Here is an 18,419-nt window from a genome sequence, read left to right as displayed (position 1 = left end):
GGGCTTCGCCGGGCAGTGAAATCAACTCTGGCTATGCGGTTGATAGCCAAAGCCCGCATGGTGATGAAGCGCGAGGCATTACACCGGGCATTCTGCGCACCAGGACGGTGCGAGCAGATTCCGGTTGTTATTCAACTCACTGATTTTTTAAGTGTTTATGCCGCTGGCACGGGCCTTGCGATGGTTCTTGAGTCCGGGTGACAAGGAGTACGGCATGATCCGCACTTATTACGATGAAATGTACGACGGGGCAGGGCAGGTCAGGCCTCATTACCGCGCGTTCGCCCGTTGGTTGGCCGACACCCCCGCCGAGCTGCTGGCCCAGCGCCGGCGCGAGGCCGATTTGCTGTTTCACCGCGCCGGCATCACCTTCACCCTCTACGGCGACGAGCAGGGCACCGAGCGCCTGATTCCCTTCGACACCATCCCGCGCAGCATCCCGGCCAGCGAATGGCGAGTGGTCGAGCGCGGCTGCATCCAACGGGTCAAGGCGCTGAACATGTTTCTCGCCGACCTCTATCACGGACAACGCATCATCAAGGCGGGGATAATTCCTGCAGAACAAGTGCTGGCCAACGACCAATACCAACTGGCGATGCAGGGCTTAAAGCTGCACCGCGATCTGTATTCCCAAGTTTCCGGAGTAGACCTCGTACGCGATGGCGACGGCACGTACTACGTGCTCGAAGACAACCTGCGTACACCCAGCGGCGTCAGCTACATGCTCGAAGACCGCAAGATGATGATGCGCCTGTTCCCCGAACTGTTCGCCGCCCAGCGCATTGCGCCCATCGACCACTACCCCAACCTGCTGCTCGACACCCTGAAAAGCTCCAGCCCGCTGGATAACCCCAGCGTGGTCGTATTGACCCCGGGTCGCTTCAACAGCGCGTTTTTCGAACATGCGTTTCTCGCCCGGGAAATGGGCGTGGAACTGGTGGAAGGCGCTGACCTGTTCGTGCGCGATGACCGCGTGTTCATGCGCACCACCGACGGCCCGCAGGCCGTGGACGTGATCTACCGGCGCCTCGACGATGCGTTCCTCGACCCGCTGGCCTTCAACCCGGACTCCATGCTCGGCGTGCCCGGCCTGCTCGCCGCCTATCGCTGCGGCAATGTGGTGCTGGCCAACGCCATCGGCACCGGGGTGGCGGATGACAAGTCGGTGTATCCGTTCGTCACCGAGATGATCCGCTTTTACCTGGATGAAGAGCCTATCTTGAAGAACGTTCCGACCTTTCAATGCCGCAAGCCTGACGAACTTTCCCACGTCCTGGCCAACCTGCCGGACCTGGTGGTGAAAGAAACCCAAGGCTCCGGCGGCTACGGCATGCTCGTAGGGCCGGCGTCCACGGCGGCGCAAATCGAAGCGTTCCGCGCACGGATCAAGGCCAAGCCCCACGCCTATATCGCCCAGCCGACCCTGTGTTTATCCACTTGCCCGACCTTTGTCGAGAACGGCATTGCGCCGCGCCATATCGACCTGCGCCCGTTTGTGCTGTCCGGCAAGGACACCCGTGTGGTCCCGGGCGGCCTGACCCGCGTGGCGTTGCGCGAGGGTTCACTGGTGGTTAACTCATCCCAGGGCGGCGGCACCAAAGACACCTGGGTGGTCGAGGACTGATGCCATGTTGAGTAGAACTGCCTCGGATCTGTACTGGATGTCGCGCTACCTGGAACGCGCGGAAAACCTCGCACGCATGCTCGATGTCAGTTATTCGCTGTCGCTGATGCCCCAGGATGGGCGGGGCGATGGCCTGCATGAACTGGCCATGCCGCTGTTGATCACCGGCACCCTGGAGGATTACCACGAGCGCCACGGCGAGTTGCACGCCGAACGCCTGTTGCATTTCTTCGCCCTGGATGCCGCCAACCCCGCCAGCATTTACAGCTGTCTGGGCGCCGCGCGGTCCAGCGCCCATGCGGTGCGTGGGCGGATTACCGCCGACATGTGGGAAAACATCAACGCGACCTGGCTGGATATTCGTGACATCGCCCAGCAGGGGCTTAGCCGCTACGGCATGAGCCGGTTTTGTGAATGGGTCAAGGAGCGTTCCCATCTGTTTCGTGGCGCGACCTACGGCACCATCATGCGCAACGACGCGTTCCGGTTTATTCGCCTGGGCACCTTTATCGAACGCGCCGACAACACCTTGCGCCTGCTGGATGCGCGTTACGAAATGGCCGGCGATCGTGCCGAAGCCGTCACCGATGGCACCGCCCACGCCTACTACCAATGGAGCGCCTTGCTGCGCGCATTGTCGTCGTTCGAGGCCTACACCGAGATCTACCGCGATGCCCCCGGCGCCCGGCAGGTGGCGGAGTTGCTGCTGTTGCGCGCCGACGTACCGCGCTCATTGCGCGCCTGCAGTGAAGAGATCGACCAGATTCTCGCCAGCCTGCCTGGCCTTAACGGCCGACCAGCCCAGCGCCTGGCCGCCGAAATGGACGCGCGCCTGCGCTTTACCGCCATCGATGAAATCCTCGAGGAAGGCCTGCACGCCTGGCTGACCGACTTTATCCCCTTGGTCCGCCAGTTGGGCGACGCCATTTACGCATCCTACCTGGAGGCCGCATGAGACTCTCCATCAGCCACGAAACCACCTACCACTATGAAGACCAGGTGCGCGCCAGCATCCAGTACCTGCGCCTGACGCCCCACGACAGCGAGCGCCAGCATGTACTCAGCTGGCAGCTTGATTTGCCACGCCCGGTGCGCGCCCAAGTGGATCCGTTCGGGAATATCCTGCATGTACTGACCCTGGACGAGCCCCACGACGCCATCGTCATCGGCGCCCGTGGCCAGGTGGACATCGATGAATTGCGCGAGGCCGAACACGAGAGCCAATCGGCGTTTCCGTTCCTGCGTTGCACCCGCTTGACCGAGCCCGACGACGCCCTGCGCGGTTTTGCCGCCCAGAATTGTCATCAGCGTCGCGACCGCAGCGCATTGATCGACTTGATGCATGCGCTCAACCAGGTAATGGTCTACACGCCCGGCGCAACCGAAGTCGACACCTGCGCCGCCCAGGCCTTCGCCGGCCGTGCGGGCGTGTGCCAGGACCACACCCATGCGTTCCTGGCTTGCGCGCGCAGCCTGGGCATTCCGGCGCGGTATGTGTCGGGTTATCTGTACACCGAGGACAGCACGCACCTGGCCAGTCACGCCTGGGCCGAAGCCTGGCTGGATGACGCCTGGTACAGCTTTGACGTGACCAACCAGCTTGCGCGGCCGGAGCGGCATCTGAAACTGGCGGTGGGGTTGGATTACCTCGATGCCTGCCCGGTACGCGGCATGCGCCGTGGTGGTGGGCATGAGCAAATGCATGCCAAGGTGTCTGTGGCGCCGACGCCGGTGGTTTCAGTGCAACAGCAATAGACAACACCTGTACCAATGTGGGAGCTGGCTTGCCTGCGATTGCGGTGGGGCAGCTACCGGTACGTCGACTGACAGTCCGCTATCGCAGGCAAGCCAGCTCCCACAGGGGATTTGTGGTGGGTTCAGGGTTGTTGTTTACGCCCGGCCATGTGCTTCAGATATCCCACCAGCAACTCCAGTTCGTCGTCCGGCAACACACTGGCGGCGAACGCGGGCATCTTGGCCTGTGGCCAATGCCGCATACTTTGTGGGTCACGGATATAACGCTTGAGGAAGTCACCGCCGAAATACTCGGTGGGGCTGTAGGGAATATTCAAATCCGGACCTACCTGCGCATCACCGGCGCCATTGAGGCGATGACAGGCCAGGCAGTTTTTTTGAAACAGCGCGAACCCCCGGTTGATCGGGTCATCGGCCGGCAGTTTCGGGTCGGGCAACAACGCTGGAAAGCGTTCCGCCACTGTCTTCAATTGTTTGATACGGGCGATCTGGAATGGCCACTGCTCAGGGCTGATATGTCCCGCTTGCGGGTCGGTCCACACCAGGTAGAACGGCCCGGCACTCGGTTTGCCGGCCGCCAGAGCAGGCCATGGCTGAGCGGGATCTTCCACCGCCAGCCAGGCGCGTGCGCCGTGCTGTTCGAGCAGCGGCGCCGCCGTGAGTTCGGCGGCGAAACCATCAAGGGCAACGGCTTGCAGGTGGCTCTCAGCGTTTAGTCCCGGTAATAACACGGCCAGCGGCACCGCCCGATAGGTCATGGTGCGCTTGTAGGAAACGTCATCAACGATTTGCACCGTTTGCGCTTGTGGATGTTTGAGCAGGTCCTCGGTTTGCCAGGTCTTGCTGGCGTGGTCGAGTTCGAGGGTTAACTGCGCCGCCGATACGGGCAGGGCGATCAGCAAGCCGAGAAGAACGAGAAAGCATTTCAAGAGGGAGGCCCGGTGTCAGTGGCGATGGCGCTCACGATAGCCGAAATCGGCGCATAAAAAGACAGCCCCTGCAGGACCGCTATGCGCAATGTCCGGGCAGGTGCTGCCAAAAGCTGCAAACCTGGTGCTGTTCAGGCACGGAATGTAGGAGGTGAGACGTCACCCAATGACCTTGGGCAAATTGGGCAAGATCAGAATCAGTGTGGTGGCGAACAGAATAAGTCCCGCCTGACGTACTTTCGAATGTTTGAACATGGCTGACTGCCTTTTGTTGTTATTCCTGAGCGTCAAATACGTGCCGGTGTTATTTCAGTATGGCGAGATGACGTGTCGCTTTTCTTACCGTTGCTCCAGCAAAACCCGGCAGCAACTTCCTACTGATTGAACCTTAGAGCCCTCGTTCTTTGTGGCTTAGACTCATTTCATATCAGCTAAGCTGAATTTCAGCTTAAAAAGGCATGAGGCATATCGCCATATTGGCGCCAATGCCTTGGCTAGACAGCTAAAACGATTAACCCGGGAATTAGCTTAGGTGGCTACCGTTCGTCCGAGCGTGGGGGGCAAACGCAATGAGCGCATCCGTGATTGAAACCGTGTCAATCGGGCTTAAGGAGCGCGGGGCTTGCCTTGGAGGGGTATTTCAAGGCAGGCTCTTTGGTGTGCAATATTCCCATCACCGTGTCAGGTATTTTTTATGTCGTTACGCGTCTGTATCCTGGAAACCGATATCCTGCGTCCAGGCTTGATCGATCAATACCAAGGGTACGGGCAGATGTTCAAGCGCCTGTTCGCCAAGCAGCCGATTGCCGCCGAGTTTGTCGTCTACAACGTGGTGCAGGGTGAATATCCACCGGACGATGAGGTGTTTGACGCCTACCTGGTCACGGGCAGCAAGGCCGACTCCTTTGGTACCGATCCCTGGATCCAGACCCTCAAGACCTATCTGCTCGAGCGTTATGAGCGCGGCGACAAGTTGTTGGGCATTTGCTTCGGCCATCAGTTGTTGGCGTTGCTGCTCGGCGGCAAGGCCGAACGCGCGAGCAAGGGCTGGGGCATGGGCATCCACGATTACAAGCTTGATGCCAAGGCGCCGTGGATGAGCCCTGAAGTGCCGCAGCTGACGCTACTGATCAGCCATCAGGACCAGGTGACCACGCTGCCGGCAAACGCCACGGTTGTTGCGTCCAGCGAATTTTGCCCGTTCGCCGCGTACCACATCGGCGATCAGGTGCTGTGCTTTCAGGGCCACCCGGAATTTGTCCACGACTATTCCCGCGAACTGCTGGAGATTCTTCAGACAACCCTGGGCGAAAAGGTCTACACAAACGGCGTGGCCAGCCTTGAGCGCGACCACCACGGCGCAACCGTGGCGGAATGGATGATGCGTTTTGTGGCCCATAAACCCGAGGCCCGGGTTTAAAGCCAACCCGAACGCTTGAAACTGCCCCATAGGGCGGTGCAGCCGGTCGCGATAAACCCGAGCACCGCAAAATAGCCGTAATGCCATTGCAGCTCGGGCATGTTCTGGAAGTTCATCCCATAAATTCCCGCCACGGCGGTGGGGAATGCAAGGATCGCCGCCCACGCGGCGAACTTGCGCTGCACCACGCTCTGGCGCGAAGCCTCCAGTAACACACCGATCTCGATGGTCTGGCTGGCGATATCGCGCAGGGTGGTGAGGTCTTCCATCTGTCGCGTTACGTGGATCTGCACGTCACGGAAGTACGGGCGCATGTTCTTGTCGATAAACGGGAAGCTCAGCTTCTGCAGCTCCTGGCTGATCTCCACCATCGGCGCCACATAACGCTTGAGTCGCAGTACGTCGCGACGCAGGCCGTGGATCTTCTGGATGTCGCGTTCGCTCAGCGAACTGCACAGCACGTTACGCTCCAGCTCATCGATCTCGGCATGGATCGCTTCGCTCACCGGCTGGTAGTTCTCGGTGACGAAATCCAGCAGCGCATAGAGTACGAAATCTTCCCCATGCTCCAGCAACAGCGGCCGCGCCTCACAGCGCTGGCGCACAAAACCGTAGGACGCTGAGTGACCGTTGCGCGCGGTGATGATGTAGCCGTTACCGGCAAAGATATGGGTTTCGATAAATTCCAGCTTGCCGTTCTCGCGCACCGGTGAGTAGGTGACGATAAACAGCGCATCGCCGAAGGTTTCGAGCTTCGGGCGGCTGTGCTTTTCCATTGCGTCTTCAATGGCCAGTTCGTGCAGGTTGAACTGGCGTTGCAGGTTGGTCAGCTCCTGGGCGTCGGGCTCTTCCAGGCCGATCCACACAAAGTGGCCGGGTTTGGCGGCCCAGGCCGCGCCCTCGTCGAGGGTGATATCCGTGACTTTCTTACCGGCGCTGTAGACGGCGGCCGCAACAACTCTACCCATGGTGCTGATCGCTTCTGAGGGGGAGGACAGGTGTTGGGCAGCTTAGCGTGATTGGCGTTCCGTTGTAGCTGAAGAACATTGCCGACTGTAGGAGCGAGCTTGCTCGCGAAGGTCGTTAACGATAACGCAGCGCTCCAGGTGGTCAGCGTCACCTTGCGTTTTTCGCGAGCAAGCTCGCTCCTACAAGTTCGTAGTCCATCTCGACGATGCACGCTTTCATCTGCGCCTCGCAAGTCTGCATTAGCTGAGGAATGTCATCCGTCGTCAGGCCGGTAGTAGGAATCGGCGGCAACGAGCGTATGAGCACATCACCGCTGTTCCAGCGATTGAGCTGCATGTGGGTCACGTAATTGCTCACACATACCTGTACGATCGGCACACCCGCCGCAATCGCCATATGGAACGCGCCTTTCTTGAACGGCAGCAAACCCTTGCCGAGGTTGCGCGTGCCCTCGGGGAACACCCAGATCGACGTGTCCTTGTTTTGCAACGTGTGGGTGGTGGTGAGCATCGCACGGCGTGCCTTATGCGCATTGCCTCGGTCGATCAGCACATTACCCGCCAGCCAGAACAGTTGGCCGAACAGCGGTACCCATTTCAGGCTTTTCTTGGCGATGCACACGGTGCGATGGGGCACCACGTTGCCGAGCACAAACAGATCGTAGTTGGACTGATGATTCGCGATGACCACGCAGGTACTTGGTTTGTTGCGTAGCGAGTCCACTTCGGCCTTCACATTAAGCCCCAACAGCCGCATCGCCGGCAGCGCGTAGAGGCGGGCACACAGACGGCTATTATCCGGGTTGAACGGTCGGCAGAGGCCGATCAGCACGCCCAGTACACCGGTGATCATAAAGTGCAGGCCCATCAACGACATACGCAACAGAAAAAGCATCGACACGGCCTATCCGGACAAAAGGTGGCGCAGTGTACGGACGTGCACTGAATTCGGCAATTGCCCCTGAAGAGGTAGGAGATAGGCGATGTTTAAGCACATGTTTCAACAAGTCTCCACACGAGCGGGCTAGAGCGGCTAAAGATATTTCTGGTTTTATTGTAAGAAAAAGCCCGACTCAAGGTCGGGCTCTGGCGCAGCATGGGTAGGCAACTCAGATCAGGCTATGGCTCTGGTCCTGGATGATCGCTTCGTCCAAGGCTTCCAGCAACGCCTTACGCACCTTCAACTTGGTGTGCTTGTGAGCGTTCATATTCAGCTTCTTCAACTGACGCGCTGCTTCGAGCGCCGCCGCGTGCAATTCCTCGGGCGCCACCACCTTGTCGAGGAAGCCGGCTTGCAGCGCACCTTGCGGGTCAAACATTTCGGCGTTGATCACCGAGCGATGAAACGCCGACTTGCGCAAGCGATCCCGCGCCAGTTCAATACCGGCGTGGTGCATGGTCATGCCAATCGCCACCTCATTGAGCCCAATGCTGAACGGGCCTTCCACGCCAATCCGATAATCGGCCGACAACAGCAGGAACGCGCCCTTGGCTACCGCATGCCCAGGGCACGCCACAATCACCGGGAATGGGTGCGATAACAGTCGACGCGCCAACGTCGAACCCGACGTCACCAGGCCGATGGCTTCCTTGGGCCCGGCGGTCATCACCTTCAAGTCATAACCACCCGACAGAATCCCCGGCGTGCCGGTGATCACCACCACCGCCCGGTCCTTCTCCGCCTGATCCAGCGCTTCATTAAACGCGCTGACCACCGCCGGAGAAATGGCGTTCACCTTGCCGTTGCTCAAGGTCAGGGTCGCAATACCGTCTTCGAGGTGGTAGGCAATCAGCTCACTCATGACGCGGTTCCTTGTAGGATTTGTTATAGAAGGCTTTTTATAAATAGAGGTGCATGCAGCAGACGTTACCCACCGCGCCCGTTCTGGTAAAGCGCTGTGACTGACTGGCCAGTCAGGCTTTTGCCCCGTGCAGCCTGTGCAAATGCCTGGGACAGGGCGCAACCGCTGGCCCAGACGCGCATAGTCGATGCCTGAGAATGGCGCAATCACCGCCCCTCCCCGGGCGCCGAACGGTTTAATCGGCTAACCGCATGAATATTCTGAAAAAAACCTTTGCCATCAGAAAGGCTTTCGACTACATTAGCGCGCCTCGACAGACTGAACTGGTTTGACGAGATACGGTGAAGTGTCCGAGTGGCTTAAGGAGCACGCCTGGAAAGTGTGTATACAAGAAATTGTATCGAGAGTTCGAATCTCTCCTTCACCGCCAAATTATGAAAACGCAAACCCCTGATTTTCCTAGAGAAAGTCGGGGGTTTGTGGTTTTTGGCGTCCAAAAAATAGCCCCATGGGACCACCATGGGACTGGTGCCCTGTCTTGGTGCGAAAAACGTTGTTGCCTAGCAGCCCGCCGAGACGTGGAATGCGGTGCCGACTGAGCTTCCGCAAGGAAGCTGGCGCTTACCAGTTTTGGAAGAAGTTCAAGGCGTCGGAATGGCGGTGTCGGTTAGGCGAAACAGACGAGCATGAACGGGGCAGCGAAGCCTGTGGCGCTGATGTCGGTTGCTGAGCAGCTATTCGACATCTTGGGTGGAGAGTTAGGGGTGGCGGTGGCGTGAGCCAATAAATCGCTTGTTTGAATTTTGTGCTCTTTTTTTTTGAAAAACTGTAGAGATCTCGCGGTCAATCTTTCTCTATAAACGCATTCAGGGAGGAAACGGTATGTGCCGTAAATTAGCATGTCGTATATGTTTGGCATGCAACCTCCCTTACCTTGCTAACGCGAACGAAACCGAGTTCATGGAGCGGGTGACCGACGACATGCTTTGTCGGGCGTGCAGGCGTGGTCCTCCAAACGTTGGGTTGAACGAAGCACTTCAAAGAAACGTACAGAAATTATGCTGGTTAGTGGAGGGAAGAAAGAAGAGAACGCTTACAACCAATTGCACTAAACATATCCTGATATCGCCGCTTAGGTTCGAATCCCGCAATACGCGTGGCGAACAATGAATCGTCTCAGGCCATCCTGGTGCGAATGAAACGTAAACCCGGAGTAGGGCAATTACAATGCAGTTTGATCCTGAAATGAGCTATGAGCTTTATTACGACGTCGACCTGCTGGGTGTCGTCCGTAAAGGTGTGTATTACGAGGGGCCCGACGCCTGGGAAGCAGGAGAGATTCGCGACGGGGCGTTTTATTACAACGGCCGAGCGGCAGGCACTGTTGAGGGGCTGATCGTGACCAGAACCGACCCTAAACCTGTTACCGCGCTGAAGCTCGTTCCGCTCGCTGGGTGAACCAGCATTACCAATAGGTACTGCTTATAGTGCTGGCGTTATAATGTCATTTAAGCGCTTTTTTAAACTCACCCAGTTAATTTCTTGAAAACTTGCGGATTTGGTGAAATGTTCTATCCCTGAATTCAAAGGATGGAACGGAAATGACGTTTGAGCAAACCAACTGCATTTGTGAAAAGTGCAAAAAACCGTTTGAGCCCACTGAGGAGCCCGTTGAAGCGCGTTCCACCACATCTGGAACGTTATGCCCTACATGTAAAGAGAAATACTCAGTTCAAATCATGCTCCAGGCGCTTCAGGGGAACGTTGAAAAAATGGTTACCTTAGCGAGTAATCGGAAAAGATAATGGATGCTGACGCCCATACGGCATTGCTCGTATGGGCTTATTCCGTCGAGTAATTTCCGGGTGGTGGCGGGGCGTAGGGCCTCGGGGCGAATGGCACGCTGCCGGAGGGGCGCCACCGCACGTTTTCCAGACCATAACGCTCGGCGAGCGGTTTGCTTATTCGCCTGATTTTGTCGTTGCGCGACTTCGGGATGACGCCTATACCCGCATCGCAGCACGCCCAATGCCAAGCCTCCGCGTTGCTCATAAACTCGCATCTAATGATAAAAGACTTGGGCGACTGATGAAGTTCGTACTCAATGATATACAAAAGTTTTGTCATTTTAGCTCCCTCTTGTTTTTTTGTTATTTGGCTAGAAGGAAGGTTCAAAAAGTTTTCTTGTACACGATATGCCGATTCGTATAAGTTTTTGATGAGTTGTTTCTTTTACCGTTCTTCGAGTGGAAGGCTCAACGGTTCTTCCAATAACGCCGCTTATGTTCAATGGCCCCCATATCAAGGCCCGCTTCGGCGGGCTTTTTTGCGCCCGGTGGTAACCAGACTTCGGCAGGCTGGTCTACCATTACCGCTGCGCTTGGTTTGAGCGTGCTTGCGAAGGAATAGAGACGTGTCGCTACCCATCACCGCGCGGCAGATGAATGCGCTAAAGGCGCTTCAGCGGGAGGACCCGGACCTGGGCGAACTGGCCATCGCCATCGCACAGGTCTTCGACGCCACGAGGGTCGAAAACCCGGAGTTGGCCGCGTTGATCCTGGACAAGACCTGCCGGCGCATGGTCGCCCGTGAACCCGGCAGTCAGGAAGCAATGATCCAGCACCTCGCGACCTTCGGTAAGTTGAATTGCCTGACGCCCACGCAGGTCAGAGACTTTACCAATCGGGTCAGGAGGCACGGTTAATCATAAACAACGGAATTCACGAAGAAGCACTGCGCGCCCTGGCGGAGGGCGGCGCGGTACGCGATACGCTGGTCAGCCGGCAAGATGAGAAGTGGACGCCGGCTATCCGCCTAGGCGGCTCTGGCAGTCGCTGGTTGGCGGTACGCTCGCGCCGCGAGGCGCTGCGCACTTGGACCAGCCTGACGGCCGTAGGGCGCTTTGCCGATGGGATTGGGTTACGCGGCTTTAATGTTGAGCTGTGAGGGGCGAAAGCTTCAAGGCCAGTTGTAGCATCCCTACCACGTCCGGCCCGTCCTCGTTGATCCATGTCCCATAGTGCTGACGGATCATGTTTCCGTTGGTGTGTCCCATTTGTTCGGCGATCCAATCGATTGAGGCAATGCCCGTGGTCAGCAATTGACTGGCATATGTGTGCCGGCACTGGCCAGGACCACGATAGCGAACCCCAGCTGCAAGCAAATGCGCTTTAAAGAACCGGTCGCGCACCACAAAATCGTTGGCGTGCGGCAGTCCACTCTTTGTGTTTAAAAACACGAAGTGCAGGGTGTGCTTACGTACCGTTTTATTGTCCCGCTCAACGATCTCCACGGTTTCCGCTTTTCGCGTTCGCGTCAGCGCATCGAGCTTACGTAGTGCGTCCCAAGCTGGAGCCAGCAGGCGAACCTTGCGCATTGAGCGTCGGGTTTTGGTGACGCGGTAGGCGCCGCGCACCTTCGATCGGCGAAAGGTCGCAGTGCCTTGCACCAGGTCGACATCCTCCCAGGCCAAGGCGATGGTTTCAGAAACCCGGGGCCCGGCCCACAGCATGAATTGCACCATCAACAGTTCATAGGTGCGCGTGGTCGGCGTGTCCAGGATCTGTTTGATTTCCGCCCGGGTGAACGGGTCCGGTGCTTCTGGATCGGGGAGGCGCACCATCAAGCCTTCGGTGGGGTCGTGAGCGACTTTCATCCGGGTGCGGTAGAGCCGGAACACCTGGCGCACGTTGCTGATGATGTCGCGGATGGTCTTGTTTTTTAGGGTTTTGGATAGGGTGCCCTGAATCCACTCCTGCAGGTCCAGATGATCGATCGCGTTGATCTGTACCTTGCCCCAGCGTGGCCGCACGTGCACCTCGGCCTTGTTGGCGTAGCCGCGATAACTCGACGCCGCCACACTGTTGGCCTTGATCCGCAACCACAGGTCCAAGTAGTGGCCAAAGGTGTTTTCCACCAATCTAGCGGAGTTGGGAAAGTGGCGTGCGTAATCAAAGGTACCGGAATCGATCTCGTATTCAATGATGGCGAGCAGGCGCTTTGCCTGGGCCACCGTGGCCGGTTTGTTACCTCCTGGTATCGATTCGCGGCATTTTTCGCCGTTGTATTGAAAATAGATTCTCACGGAATTACCGCGAGCTTCGACCCCACTCATGTAAACCCCTAACGCTGTGCTCGTGTAACGACAGTCTGACGATCGGAAACAAAAAGGCCCGTTTCCGGGCCAAGTATCTGGTAGTGCATCTTCTGGTGGACGCGGCTTACCGTTTAGGCTTTTGGTTGCGTAGATGAGCGTTCTGCAGCTGGCGTTGCCGGCTGCATTTCACGTGGCTGCCCTGAGCGCGCCATTTGCCGCATTGATCGCAAACGCTGGTGTAATCGATGTTCCAGGGAAAGCGCCGCGCGGGTGTTGCTGCAGGACGCTTAGACATTGCGTGATAGGTCCCGTGGCTTGGCGAGCAGTTGGGCGACCACAGCCGCATCCGTTTCGCTCAGTTCGCCCAGGGTATCGGCCATTTGGCTGAGGCTTTCTAGACGGGTTCTTGATTCGGGAGTTTTGTGTACCAGGTAGCCGATGACGGCCGCGCCGATAATCGCGGTGGCCACCAGGTGCCGTGCCGGTGTGGTAGCCTGCGTGCCGCTGCTGCTTTGGGTCTGTGCTTGCATGGTTTAGTCCTCGGTGGTGGTTGGGTGTCGGGGAGCTGCAACTCCTCGACACTGCTTTTTTAAATGGTCAGTCCTTGCGGGCCAGGTGGATTACCAGGCCGTCAAAACGTGGCTCATGCTCAAGACATGATTGCCACTCCAATACCCTTAAAATCTGCTGCCTACTGCAATCGTCCACCAGGATTTCGCGCTGGCCACCGGCTGCTCGAACTTCCAGGATCTGCAGCAAACCATCCTCGCCATACGCACCTGCCTGGATGATCGGCGCGCTTTCACCCACGAAGTCCAGGCGGTCCTGCACGGCCTGTAGCTTGCCGGTTGCGCCGTCGCCGGCGTTGCCCATAAAAATTTGTATCTGCATCGGTCTTGCTCTCCTTTACGCCTTGAATGTCCAGCATTTCACTGTGGTCGGCCGGGGTTGTGAACACGGGTTGCGGCTGTTAAATGCGGCGCGTACGGCGCTGTGAACGGCCTTGTTGCTGTCCAAAAACTTATGTGAACGAGATTCCTTAAGCAGGTCGCGCAACGTGGCCACGTCGGCCAACTTCTGTTTGTGTTCGGCGGCACGCTCGCAAAACTCGTTGAGGTTTATGGCGATCACTGCGGGATCAGTGCTGTGGTCGACCACCGGGTCCTCGCTCAAGGATTCGAGGTAGTCGTAAACCTCCCAAAACTCGGCGACGACCGCATGGTCGGAGCTGATCGAGGCCTGGCGCTCGATGGCCATCCTCACGATCTGGCGCTGGGTCGCGGCGACTTGAGGGTCACTCAATTTCAAGACCAGGCGAATACCGTCGAGCAGCGACAGCATTTGCGCGTGGTTTTTGCTGATGCGCTCCACGCGGATGTAGCCGCGTAGGTCATAGCCGCAACTGGGACAATTGCCCTGGTCACTGGTATAGGCCTTACTGCAGGCGAAGCAATGGGTGTGCAAGCGACGCAGTTTCGATTCGTGTTCGGGCATACGCTGGGCGAACAGCTCAAGCACTGCGGATTCTTTACTCACAGCCCGCAACAGGAAGTGGCTGAGGATGCCGCCGTCCAGGGCATTGAGTTGATCCGCTGCAGCGCGGCTTTCCGGTGTGACAGTTGGGCGTACAAAATGCAGCTTCACAATGCGCGTCATGATCGCTTCGTGGGCGACCACGGCCGCGTTCTGGCTGATAGCGATCGTGCCCCGGAACGGCGGCTCGTACGTTTCGTTACCCGCCGTCTTGACGCCTTTGGTGGCCAAGGTGCCGCCGCCGTAGAAGTCTTTCAGCTCGTCCCATTCAAAGGTCTTGGCATGGGCCCGATCATCCCCGTGGCGATCGGCTTCCAGGAACACCACCGGCATGCCGGAAACCTGGCCCATGAGGCGAGAGCGCCCAGCTTTGGTGGATTTCATTGGGTCGAAGCCTTCGTAGCCTTCGCGGCCGAGTAGTTTCCAAAGCAGGTTTAGCAGGGTGGTCTTGCCCGCGCCGGCCTCACCGGTGGCTTCTAGGAACGGGAACGACTGATAGCGAGCGCGGATCTGTTCGCAGAACAATGAACCGAAAAAGAACACCAGTGCGACGAAGCCCTGGGCGCCGAAGCAGGTCCACAACAGTTGCACCCATTTTTCGTCAAAGCCCTTTGCTTCGCGCTGCAGCTTGATAGGGACGCCTTTTTGCAGCGTTTTCAGGCGCAGCTTGCCGAACTCGAAATAGTCTTCGCTGTTGACCTTGTAGGTGGTGCCGTCCTTGATTGCGATATCGCCGTAGACGTAGCAGGCGTATTCCTTGCTGTAGCCCACGTAGTCGATCGTCGAAACGGTTTTGATGCCGAACAGCTGATCTTTCATGAGCTTGTCGAGCTGCTGGCCGCTGCCCGTAAACATGGCACCGGCCGCCATACCGAGCAGGCGTTTTTTGAATTCGCTTGCGGCTGACAGTTGGCCACTGGTGAAGGTGTTCTTCACACTTTCGGAGTCGTGGGGGAAGTCCACGCGCATGTAATACCAGGACTCGTCTGTTACCTCGTTGCGCTGGAAATACAACGCCTGGGGGTAGCAGTTGGCAATCTCCACGACGCTGCCAGATTGCTGCAGCGCTTTTTCGCGTTGCTGCGCCTGGTTAAGCAGTTGGTCGTCGTGGTTCTCGCTGTCCTCGATGTCGGACATGGCTCGATTGAATTTCTCCATGTCCAATTTGAACCAATACAGGCGGTTCCCAAATCCCAGGTGAAATTCCCCGCGCTTGTTCCAGTCGTACATGAGCAACGCCTTTTCCGCTGCACTCTCGGCTAGCAGTAGGGCACCCTGGTGACGCGCTTGCTTGAGGTCCGTGGCGATCTGGTCGGCACGTTTGGCTTCGTCCTGAATGAAATTCCAGCGCTGATGTAGATCGTTCCAGTCAGATTTGCGACCGTCGCGTTGCGGGATCTGTGCTGACTCGCAGACGAAGCCCAGGGCGCGTGCTTCACGCACCCAGCGCCGGGTGTAGGCGTTAGCGCTCGGCTCGTTGTCCAACGCCCAAACCAATTTGGGCAGCTTCCCGCCTTCCCGGGTTTTAACGAGTGCCTTGAGCGAGTCACCGGGAAACGCGTTCGACGACATTGCCGATACGGCCGCGATGTCGTTGTGCACCAGAGCGATGGCGTCAAAGATCCCTTCGACAATCCAAATTTCCTTGGCTTCAAGCAGGTCGACGCAGGGCGGGCACCACCACACACCGCGGTAGCTGTCCTTTGACTTGAAGCGGGCTTTCATTTTGCCGAAGCGGTGCGGCTGATCGATCAAGCGTTCCCACCAACCGCCTTTTTCCAGGGCGAAGCGAACAGTTGCGCTGCCGGCGTTGTGTTCAACGGAATAGAACGTTTCCTGGGTGAACCATCCCTGGATCAGCTCGAACCGAAAGCCTCGGGCGAACTCCAGGTAAGCGCGTGCGGTGGCGTTGGGATGTTGGTCTGTCGCCGGCGCACGTTTGCTCCAATCTTCAAACAGATCGTCGTATAGCTCTTTGACGTGCAGGGTATGGCCACATTTTTCGGGTCGGCCACAAATCACCATCCATGGCGTATCAAACCGGGAGTACAGCTCTTTCTTTCTGCACTTGGGACAGGTACCGCCGCGCATGTAGTCAGTGCCCGCGCGGTGCTTGAGCCCGAAGTCGGACTGGAGGCGCTGCAGCACGTCGTGACGAAGATCTTCTTTCATGGGGTTACTTCACTGCTTTGAGGCTATGGGACAGAGCTGCCATGAGGCGTTTTTGTGCAGCCATGATCGGAACGTGGGCGAGAATGGCACCGTGGCGCAGTTCGTCCGCCACAAGGCGGAACTGGTCGGCGTACCAGTGTTCATTGAGGCTCAAGCGATACTGTTCACGCAGGTTGGCCAGCAACGCTTCGGCCTCGGCCGGTGGCAGTTGGGTGGTGACAATTACGGCGCTTGCCATCGTTAAACCTCGTTTTCGGGCGCAGCTCACCCAAACCCACGGAAGTGGGGCCGGCGATAGGTTGGATTGGGTGTTACGAGTTAGCGGAGCGCAAACGCACGTTGTCTGGGGCGTTTAAGATGCGTTCATAGATCAGGCTGACAGGAACGGACCAGTAAAATCCCTTAATGGGATCCTTGATGACCACAACAGTGTCGCTGCTGTAGTCCAGATCGAGGCGCTGGCGGAAGGCGATCTCCACCAACTCGATGTGGGCGAGGGACGCCAGTTTGACCGCAACTGATTCCGTTACGTCGAGGCAGGCCACCAGGTGGTTGATGGTTCGGTTGAGAAGCGTCGACAGATCGCCCAGGTGTTCGGCTTGATGACGTTCAAGAAACACCAGCGCGGCGTTTTGCATGTATTCCTGATAATCCAAGGTGTTGGTCTGAGCTTTCATTTGGCTTTCCCCGATTTAGCGCGGTAGAGATCAATCGCGGCGTAGACTTCAGCAGTCCGGGCAGCCATGTGCAGTACATGGGCACTCTGGATCAACTCTGCCTCGATGTCGGTGATCACCCCGTCCTCGAGTGCCTGGGCAATTGCTTGATCGACTGTTCCGTGCTTGGCCGAACTTTGGATAGCCCGCGCATACATCTCTACGTTGTCCAGGTTCTCTGGATGGACCACCGGAACGAACATACCGCCGTACATTGCCGCGACGTAGTTCGGTAGATGTTGGGTGCCTGTGACTTGCTCCAGCTGGAAAATCTGCGCATCGGTCAAGGGGCGGCAATTGTTGTTTTCATAGGCGTGGTTATCAAATTTCTTGAGTGGCAGACCTATACGAGCAGCGGCGCATTCGCGGCCACCGTCGAAGGTGCAAATAATTGCGCTGACAACTTCCCGGCGTGTTTTTAGAACTTGGCTTTCCATCTTCTGCTGTTCCCTCAGTGCGCTGGCCATTACTGTCCAATCACGCCGTCTTTGATACCGAGTAACACGGCGGCGCGATGTGCCTCCCCCCGGCGACCTTTGATCCGACCGTTCAATAGGTCGCTGACTAAATTTTTATTCAAGCCGTGCTTGCGGCTGAACTCCGCGATGCTCACTCCCTTGTGATCAAGAGCGGCCCGGGCTTGCTCGGGTGTAATGGTGGCGGGCATCATGTCTACTCTGTTTGTTTGTGGTTGTTTCTGTTTGTCTGTGGCAATTCTTGGTCAAAAAATTGATCAGGTCAAGCGTGGTGAATAAAAAAATGCTCATAGCTGACGGAGTAGGTGATCGCCTAAGGGAAGAGCGCGAGCGCTTAGGTTTGAATCAAACTGATTTTGGAATGTTGTTGGGAGTAAGCCGTGGGACCCAAAAAAACTATGAGCTAGGTGCTAATTCGCTGGACCTGCGCTATGTGTCAGCCTTGACGGAACACAAGGTGGATGCGGCTTATGTACTTTCGGGGCATAGGTCTCCATCACCTGGGCAGGGACTTGCTCCTGAAGAAGCGGAACTGGTCGAGCAGTTCAGGAGATTGCCCCCGGATGATCAAAAAACTGTGCGGCGAATTGTCAGGTCTATGGCAGCTGAGGCCGATGGGAAGTCCGATTGACTCGTAATAATTTGTGTACCTCCGATGAAATAGCTGCGCCGGTGGGCCATTCACGGCCCAATACCGTCAAGTCAGCAAATGCAATAACGGAGCAGTACGCATGTTGGATCGCAAGAATTTGGAAAGCAGGAACCGTGATTCTATTGGTTGTGAATGCTTGGAGCTTACGGATCTAGAAGTCCGTCTTATCAAGCTGTACCGGCAGATATCGGATAAAGACCGCCAGCAGGTACGACGCATAGCTGGCTATCTGGCTGAACCTTTCGACATCGAATAATCGACTTGATTAACACTTAA

At 57.3% G+C, this 18,419-nt stretch carries 22 protein-coding genes and 1 tRNA gene; 10 read left to right on the top strand and 13 right to left on the bottom strand.

Annotated features, from left to right (window positions below; all coding sequences use genetic code 11):
• Positions 1–214 precede the first annotated feature (214 nt).
• From KVG91_RS05850 to KVG91_RS05840, 3 genes are read left to right on the top strand one after another with little or no spacing between them, the layout of a single operon-like run.
• Positions 215–1,624 carry a circularly permuted type 2 ATP-grasp protein gene (locus KVG91_RS05850; RefSeq protein ID WP_169374816.1) on the top strand — a complete coding sequence of 470 codons (1,410 nt, stop codon included), beginning with the start codon at positions 215–217 and terminating at the stop codon, positions 1,622–1,624.
• Between the two features lie 4 nt (positions 1,625–1,628).
• Entirely contained in the window at positions 1,629–2,579 is a 951-nt protein-coding gene (locus tag KVG91_RS05845) for an alpha-E domain-containing protein (protein ID WP_076949543.1), read from the top strand.
• The gene (locus KVG91_RS05840; protein WP_169374817.1) at positions 2,576–3,379 is read left to right on the top strand and encodes a transglutaminase family protein; all 804 of its coding nucleotides are present in this window, start codon (positions 2,576–2,578) and stop codon (positions 3,377–3,379) included. The genes KVG91_RS05845 and KVG91_RS05840 overlap by 4 nt, the downstream gene beginning before the upstream one ends.
• A gap of 122 nt (positions 3,380–3,501) precedes the next feature.
• Here KVG91_RS05840 and KVG91_RS05835 read toward each other — a convergent pair whose 3' ends face one another.
• A complete protein-coding gene (locus tag KVG91_RS05835; RefSeq protein WP_169374818.1) occupies positions 3,502–4,308 on the bottom strand; it encodes a c-type cytochrome in 807 nt (268 codons plus the stop codon).
• 694 nt (positions 4,309–5,002) lie between these two features.
• Between KVG91_RS05835 and KVG91_RS05830 the strand changes: the two genes are divergently transcribed.
• Positions 5,003–5,728, top strand: a complete 726-nt coding sequence (locus KVG91_RS05830; protein WP_169374819.1) for an amidotransferase — start codon at positions 5,003–5,005, stop codon at positions 5,726–5,728.
• On the opposite strand, the gene KVG91_RS05825 is transcribed toward KVG91_RS05830, so the two are convergent.
• The 3 genes from KVG91_RS05825 to KVG91_RS05815 form a co-directional block, all read right to left on the bottom strand.
• Positions 5,725–6,696, bottom strand: a complete 972-nt coding sequence (locus KVG91_RS05825) for a magnesium and cobalt transport protein CorA (RefSeq protein WP_169374820.1) — start codon at positions 6,694–6,696, stop codon at positions 5,725–5,727. The two genes, KVG91_RS05830 and KVG91_RS05825, sit on opposite strands and share 4 nt — an antisense overlap.
• A gap of 148 nt (positions 6,697–6,844) precedes the next feature.
• Positions 6,845–7,591, bottom strand: a complete 747-nt coding sequence (locus KVG91_RS05820; RefSeq protein ID WP_169374884.1) for a 1-acylglycerol-3-phosphate O-acyltransferase — start codon at positions 7,589–7,591, stop codon at positions 6,845–6,847.
• Positions 7,592–7,805: 214 nt separating this feature from the next.
• Positions 7,806–8,498 carry a crotonase/enoyl-CoA hydratase family protein gene (locus KVG91_RS05815; RefSeq protein ID WP_169374821.1) on the bottom strand — a complete coding sequence of 231 codons (693 nt, stop codon included), beginning with the start codon at positions 8,496–8,498 and terminating at the stop codon, positions 7,806–7,808.
• Between the two features lie 340 nt (positions 8,499–8,838).
• Between KVG91_RS05815 and KVG91_RS05810 the strand changes: the two genes are divergently transcribed.
• A tRNA-Ser gene (locus tag KVG91_RS05810) sits at positions 8,839–8,928 on the top strand.
• Positions 8,929–9,725: 797 nt separating this feature from the next.
• The gene (locus KVG91_RS05805; RefSeq protein ID WP_169374822.1) at positions 9,726–9,956 is read left to right on the top strand and encodes a hypothetical protein; all 231 of its coding nucleotides are present in this window, start codon (positions 9,726–9,728) and stop codon (positions 9,954–9,956) included.
• 384 nt (positions 9,957–10,340) lie between these two features.
• On the opposite strand, the gene KVG91_RS27515 is transcribed toward KVG91_RS05805, so the two are convergent.
• Complete coding sequence (locus KVG91_RS27515; RefSeq protein WP_225926951.1) at positions 10,341–10,625, bottom strand: DUF6555 family protein; 285 nt, start codon at positions 10,623–10,625, stop codon at positions 10,341–10,343.
• A gap of 286 nt (positions 10,626–10,911) precedes the next feature.
• On the opposite strand from KVG91_RS27515, the gene KVG91_RS05800 reads away from it, so the two are divergent.
• Complete coding sequence (locus KVG91_RS05800) at positions 10,912–11,202, top strand: hypothetical protein (RefSeq protein WP_169374823.1); 291 nt, start codon at positions 10,912–10,914, stop codon at positions 11,200–11,202.
• Complete coding sequence (locus KVG91_RS27875; protein ID WP_318840886.1) at positions 11,202–11,444, top strand: hypothetical protein; 243 nt, start codon at positions 11,202–11,204, stop codon at positions 11,442–11,444. The genes KVG91_RS05800 and KVG91_RS27875 overlap by 1 nt, the downstream gene beginning before the upstream one ends.
• On the opposite strand, the gene KVG91_RS05795 is transcribed toward KVG91_RS27875, so the two are convergent.
• From KVG91_RS05795 to KVG91_RS05760, 8 genes are all read right to left on the bottom strand, one after another.
• Complete coding sequence (locus KVG91_RS05795; protein ID WP_169374824.1) at positions 11,428–12,612, bottom strand: Arm DNA-binding domain-containing protein; 1,185 nt, start codon at positions 12,610–12,612, stop codon at positions 11,428–11,430. The genes KVG91_RS27875 and KVG91_RS05795 overlap by 17 nt on opposite strands.
• Positions 12,613–12,881: 269 nt before the next feature.
• Positions 12,882–13,124: a hypothetical protein gene (locus tag KVG91_RS05790; RefSeq protein ID WP_169374825.1), complete on the bottom strand. Its 243-nt coding sequence runs from the start codon at positions 13,122–13,124 to the stop codon at positions 12,882–12,884.
• Between the two features lie 67 nt (positions 13,125–13,191).
• Positions 13,192–13,485 (bottom strand): hypothetical protein, encoded by a 294-nt coding sequence (locus KVG91_RS05785; RefSeq protein WP_169374826.1) that lies wholly within the window; start codon positions 13,483–13,485, stop codon positions 13,192–13,194.
• A gap of 15 nt (positions 13,486–13,500) precedes the next feature.
• On the bottom strand, positions 13,501–16,299 hold the full coding sequence (locus KVG91_RS05780) for a toprim domain-containing protein (protein WP_169374827.1): 2,799 nt from the start codon (positions 16,297–16,299) through the stop codon (positions 13,501–13,503).
• Between the two features lie 4 nt (positions 16,300–16,303).
• Positions 16,304–16,537, bottom strand: coding sequence for a hypothetical protein (locus tag KVG91_RS05775; RefSeq protein WP_169374828.1), 234 nt, complete (start codon positions 16,535–16,537; stop codon positions 16,304–16,306).
• Positions 16,538–16,610: 73 nt separating this feature from the next.
• Positions 16,611–16,976, bottom strand: a complete 366-nt coding sequence (locus KVG91_RS05770) for a hypothetical protein (RefSeq protein WP_169374829.1) — start codon at positions 16,974–16,976, stop codon at positions 16,611–16,613.
• Positions 16,973–17,452 carry a YmfL family putative regulatory protein gene (locus tag KVG91_RS05765; protein WP_279309139.1) on the bottom strand — a complete coding sequence of 160 codons (480 nt, stop codon included), beginning with the start codon at positions 17,450–17,452 and terminating at the stop codon, positions 16,973–16,975. Before KVG91_RS05765 ends, KVG91_RS05770 begins: the two co-directional genes overlap by 4 nt.
• 29 nt (positions 17,453–17,481) lie before the next feature.
• Positions 17,482–17,682, bottom strand: a complete 201-nt coding sequence (locus KVG91_RS05760; RefSeq protein ID WP_032897812.1) for a DNA-binding protein — start codon at positions 17,680–17,682, stop codon at positions 17,482–17,484.
• Positions 17,683–17,774: 92 nt separating this feature from the next.
• On the opposite strand from KVG91_RS05760, the gene KVG91_RS05755 reads away from it, so the two are divergent.
• Positions 17,775–18,122 carry a helix-turn-helix domain-containing protein gene (locus KVG91_RS05755; protein WP_169374885.1) on the top strand — a complete coding sequence of 116 codons (348 nt, stop codon included), beginning with the start codon at positions 17,775–17,777 and terminating at the stop codon, positions 18,120–18,122.
• A 100-nt stretch (positions 18,123–18,222) separates the two neighbouring features.
• A complete protein-coding gene (locus tag KVG91_RS05750) occupies positions 18,223–18,399 on the top strand; it encodes a hypothetical protein (RefSeq protein ID WP_169374830.1) in 177 nt (58 codons plus the stop codon).
• The last annotated feature ends 20 nt before the right edge of the window (positions 18,400–18,419 follow it).

This window comes from Pseudomonas azadiae (assembly GCF_019145355.1).
GTDB classification, from domain to species: Bacteria; Pseudomonadota; Gammaproteobacteria; order Pseudomonadales; family Pseudomonadaceae; genus Aquipseudomonas; species Aquipseudomonas azadiae.
Note: the sequence above shows the minus strand (reverse complement) of the source record. Positions and strands in the feature narration are given on the sequence as shown.

Bases quoted from the DNA above. Each gene is read 5' to 3' on its own strand.
- KVG91_RS05765 (WP_279309139.1), bottom strand. From the start codon at position 17,452: ATGGAAAGCCAAGTTCTAAAAACACGCCGGGAAGTTGTCAGCGCAATT.
- KVG91_RS05755 (WP_169374885.1), top strand. From the start codon at position 17,775: ATGCTCATAGCTGACGGAGTAGGTGATCGCCTAAGGGAAGAGCGCGAG.
- KVG91_RS05795 (WP_169374824.1), bottom strand. From the start codon at position 12,612: ATGAGTGGGGTCGAAGCTCGCGGTAATTCCGTGAGAATCTATTTTCAA.
- KVG91_RS05850 (WP_169374816.1), top strand. From the start codon at position 215: ATGATCCGCACTTATTACGATGAAATGTACGACGGGGCAGGGCAGGTC.
- KVG91_RS05770 (WP_169374829.1), bottom strand. From the start codon at position 16,976: ATGAAAGCTCAGACCAACACCTTGGATTATCAGGAATACATGCAAAAC.
- KVG91_RS05845 (WP_076949543.1), top strand. From the start codon at position 1,629: ATGTTGAGTAGAACTGCCTCGGATCTGTACTGGATGTCGCGCTACCTG.
- KVG91_RS05760 (WP_032897812.1), bottom strand. From the start codon at position 17,682: ATGCCCGCCACCATTACACCCGAGCAAGCCCGGGCCGCTCTTGATCAC.
- KVG91_RS05750 (WP_169374830.1), top strand. From the start codon at position 18,223: ATGTTGGATCGCAAGAATTTGGAAAGCAGGAACCGTGATTCTATTGGT.
- KVG91_RS05830 (WP_169374819.1), top strand. From the start codon at position 5,003: ATGTCGTTACGCGTCTGTATCCTGGAAACCGATATCCTGCGTCCAGGC.
- KVG91_RS05785 (WP_169374826.1), bottom strand. From the start codon at position 13,485: ATGCAGATACAAATTTTTATGGGCAACGCCGGCGACGGCGCAACCGGC.
- KVG91_RS05825 (WP_169374820.1), bottom strand. From the start codon at position 6,696: ATGGGTAGAGTTGTTGCGGCCGCCGTCTACAGCGCCGGTAAGAAAGTC.
- KVG91_RS05780 (WP_169374827.1), bottom strand. From the start codon at position 16,299: ATGAAAGAAGATCTTCGTCACGACGTGCTGCAGCGCCTCCAGTCCGAC.
- KVG91_RS05840 (WP_169374817.1), top strand. From the start codon at position 2,576: ATGAGACTCTCCATCAGCCACGAAACCACCTACCACTATGAAGACCAG.
- KVG91_RS27515 (WP_225926951.1), bottom strand. From the start codon at position 10,625: ATGACAAAACTTTTGTATATCATTGAGTACGAACTTCATCAGTCGCCC.
- KVG91_RS05815 (WP_169374821.1), bottom strand. From the start codon at position 8,498: ATGAGTGAGCTGATTGCCTACCACCTCGAAGACGGTATTGCGACCCTG.
- KVG91_RS05805 (WP_169374822.1), top strand. From the start codon at position 9,726: ATGCAGTTTGATCCTGAAATGAGCTATGAGCTTTATTACGACGTCGAC.
- KVG91_RS05820 (WP_169374884.1), bottom strand. From the start codon at position 7,591: ATGCTTTTTCTGTTGCGTATGTCGTTGATGGGCCTGCACTTTATGATC.
- KVG91_RS05775 (WP_169374828.1), bottom strand. From the start codon at position 16,537: ATGGCAAGCGCCGTAATTGTCACCACCCAACTGCCACCGGCCGAGGCC.
- KVG91_RS05790 (WP_169374825.1), bottom strand. From the start codon at position 13,124: ATGCAAGCACAGACCCAAAGCAGCAGCGGCACGCAGGCTACCACACCG.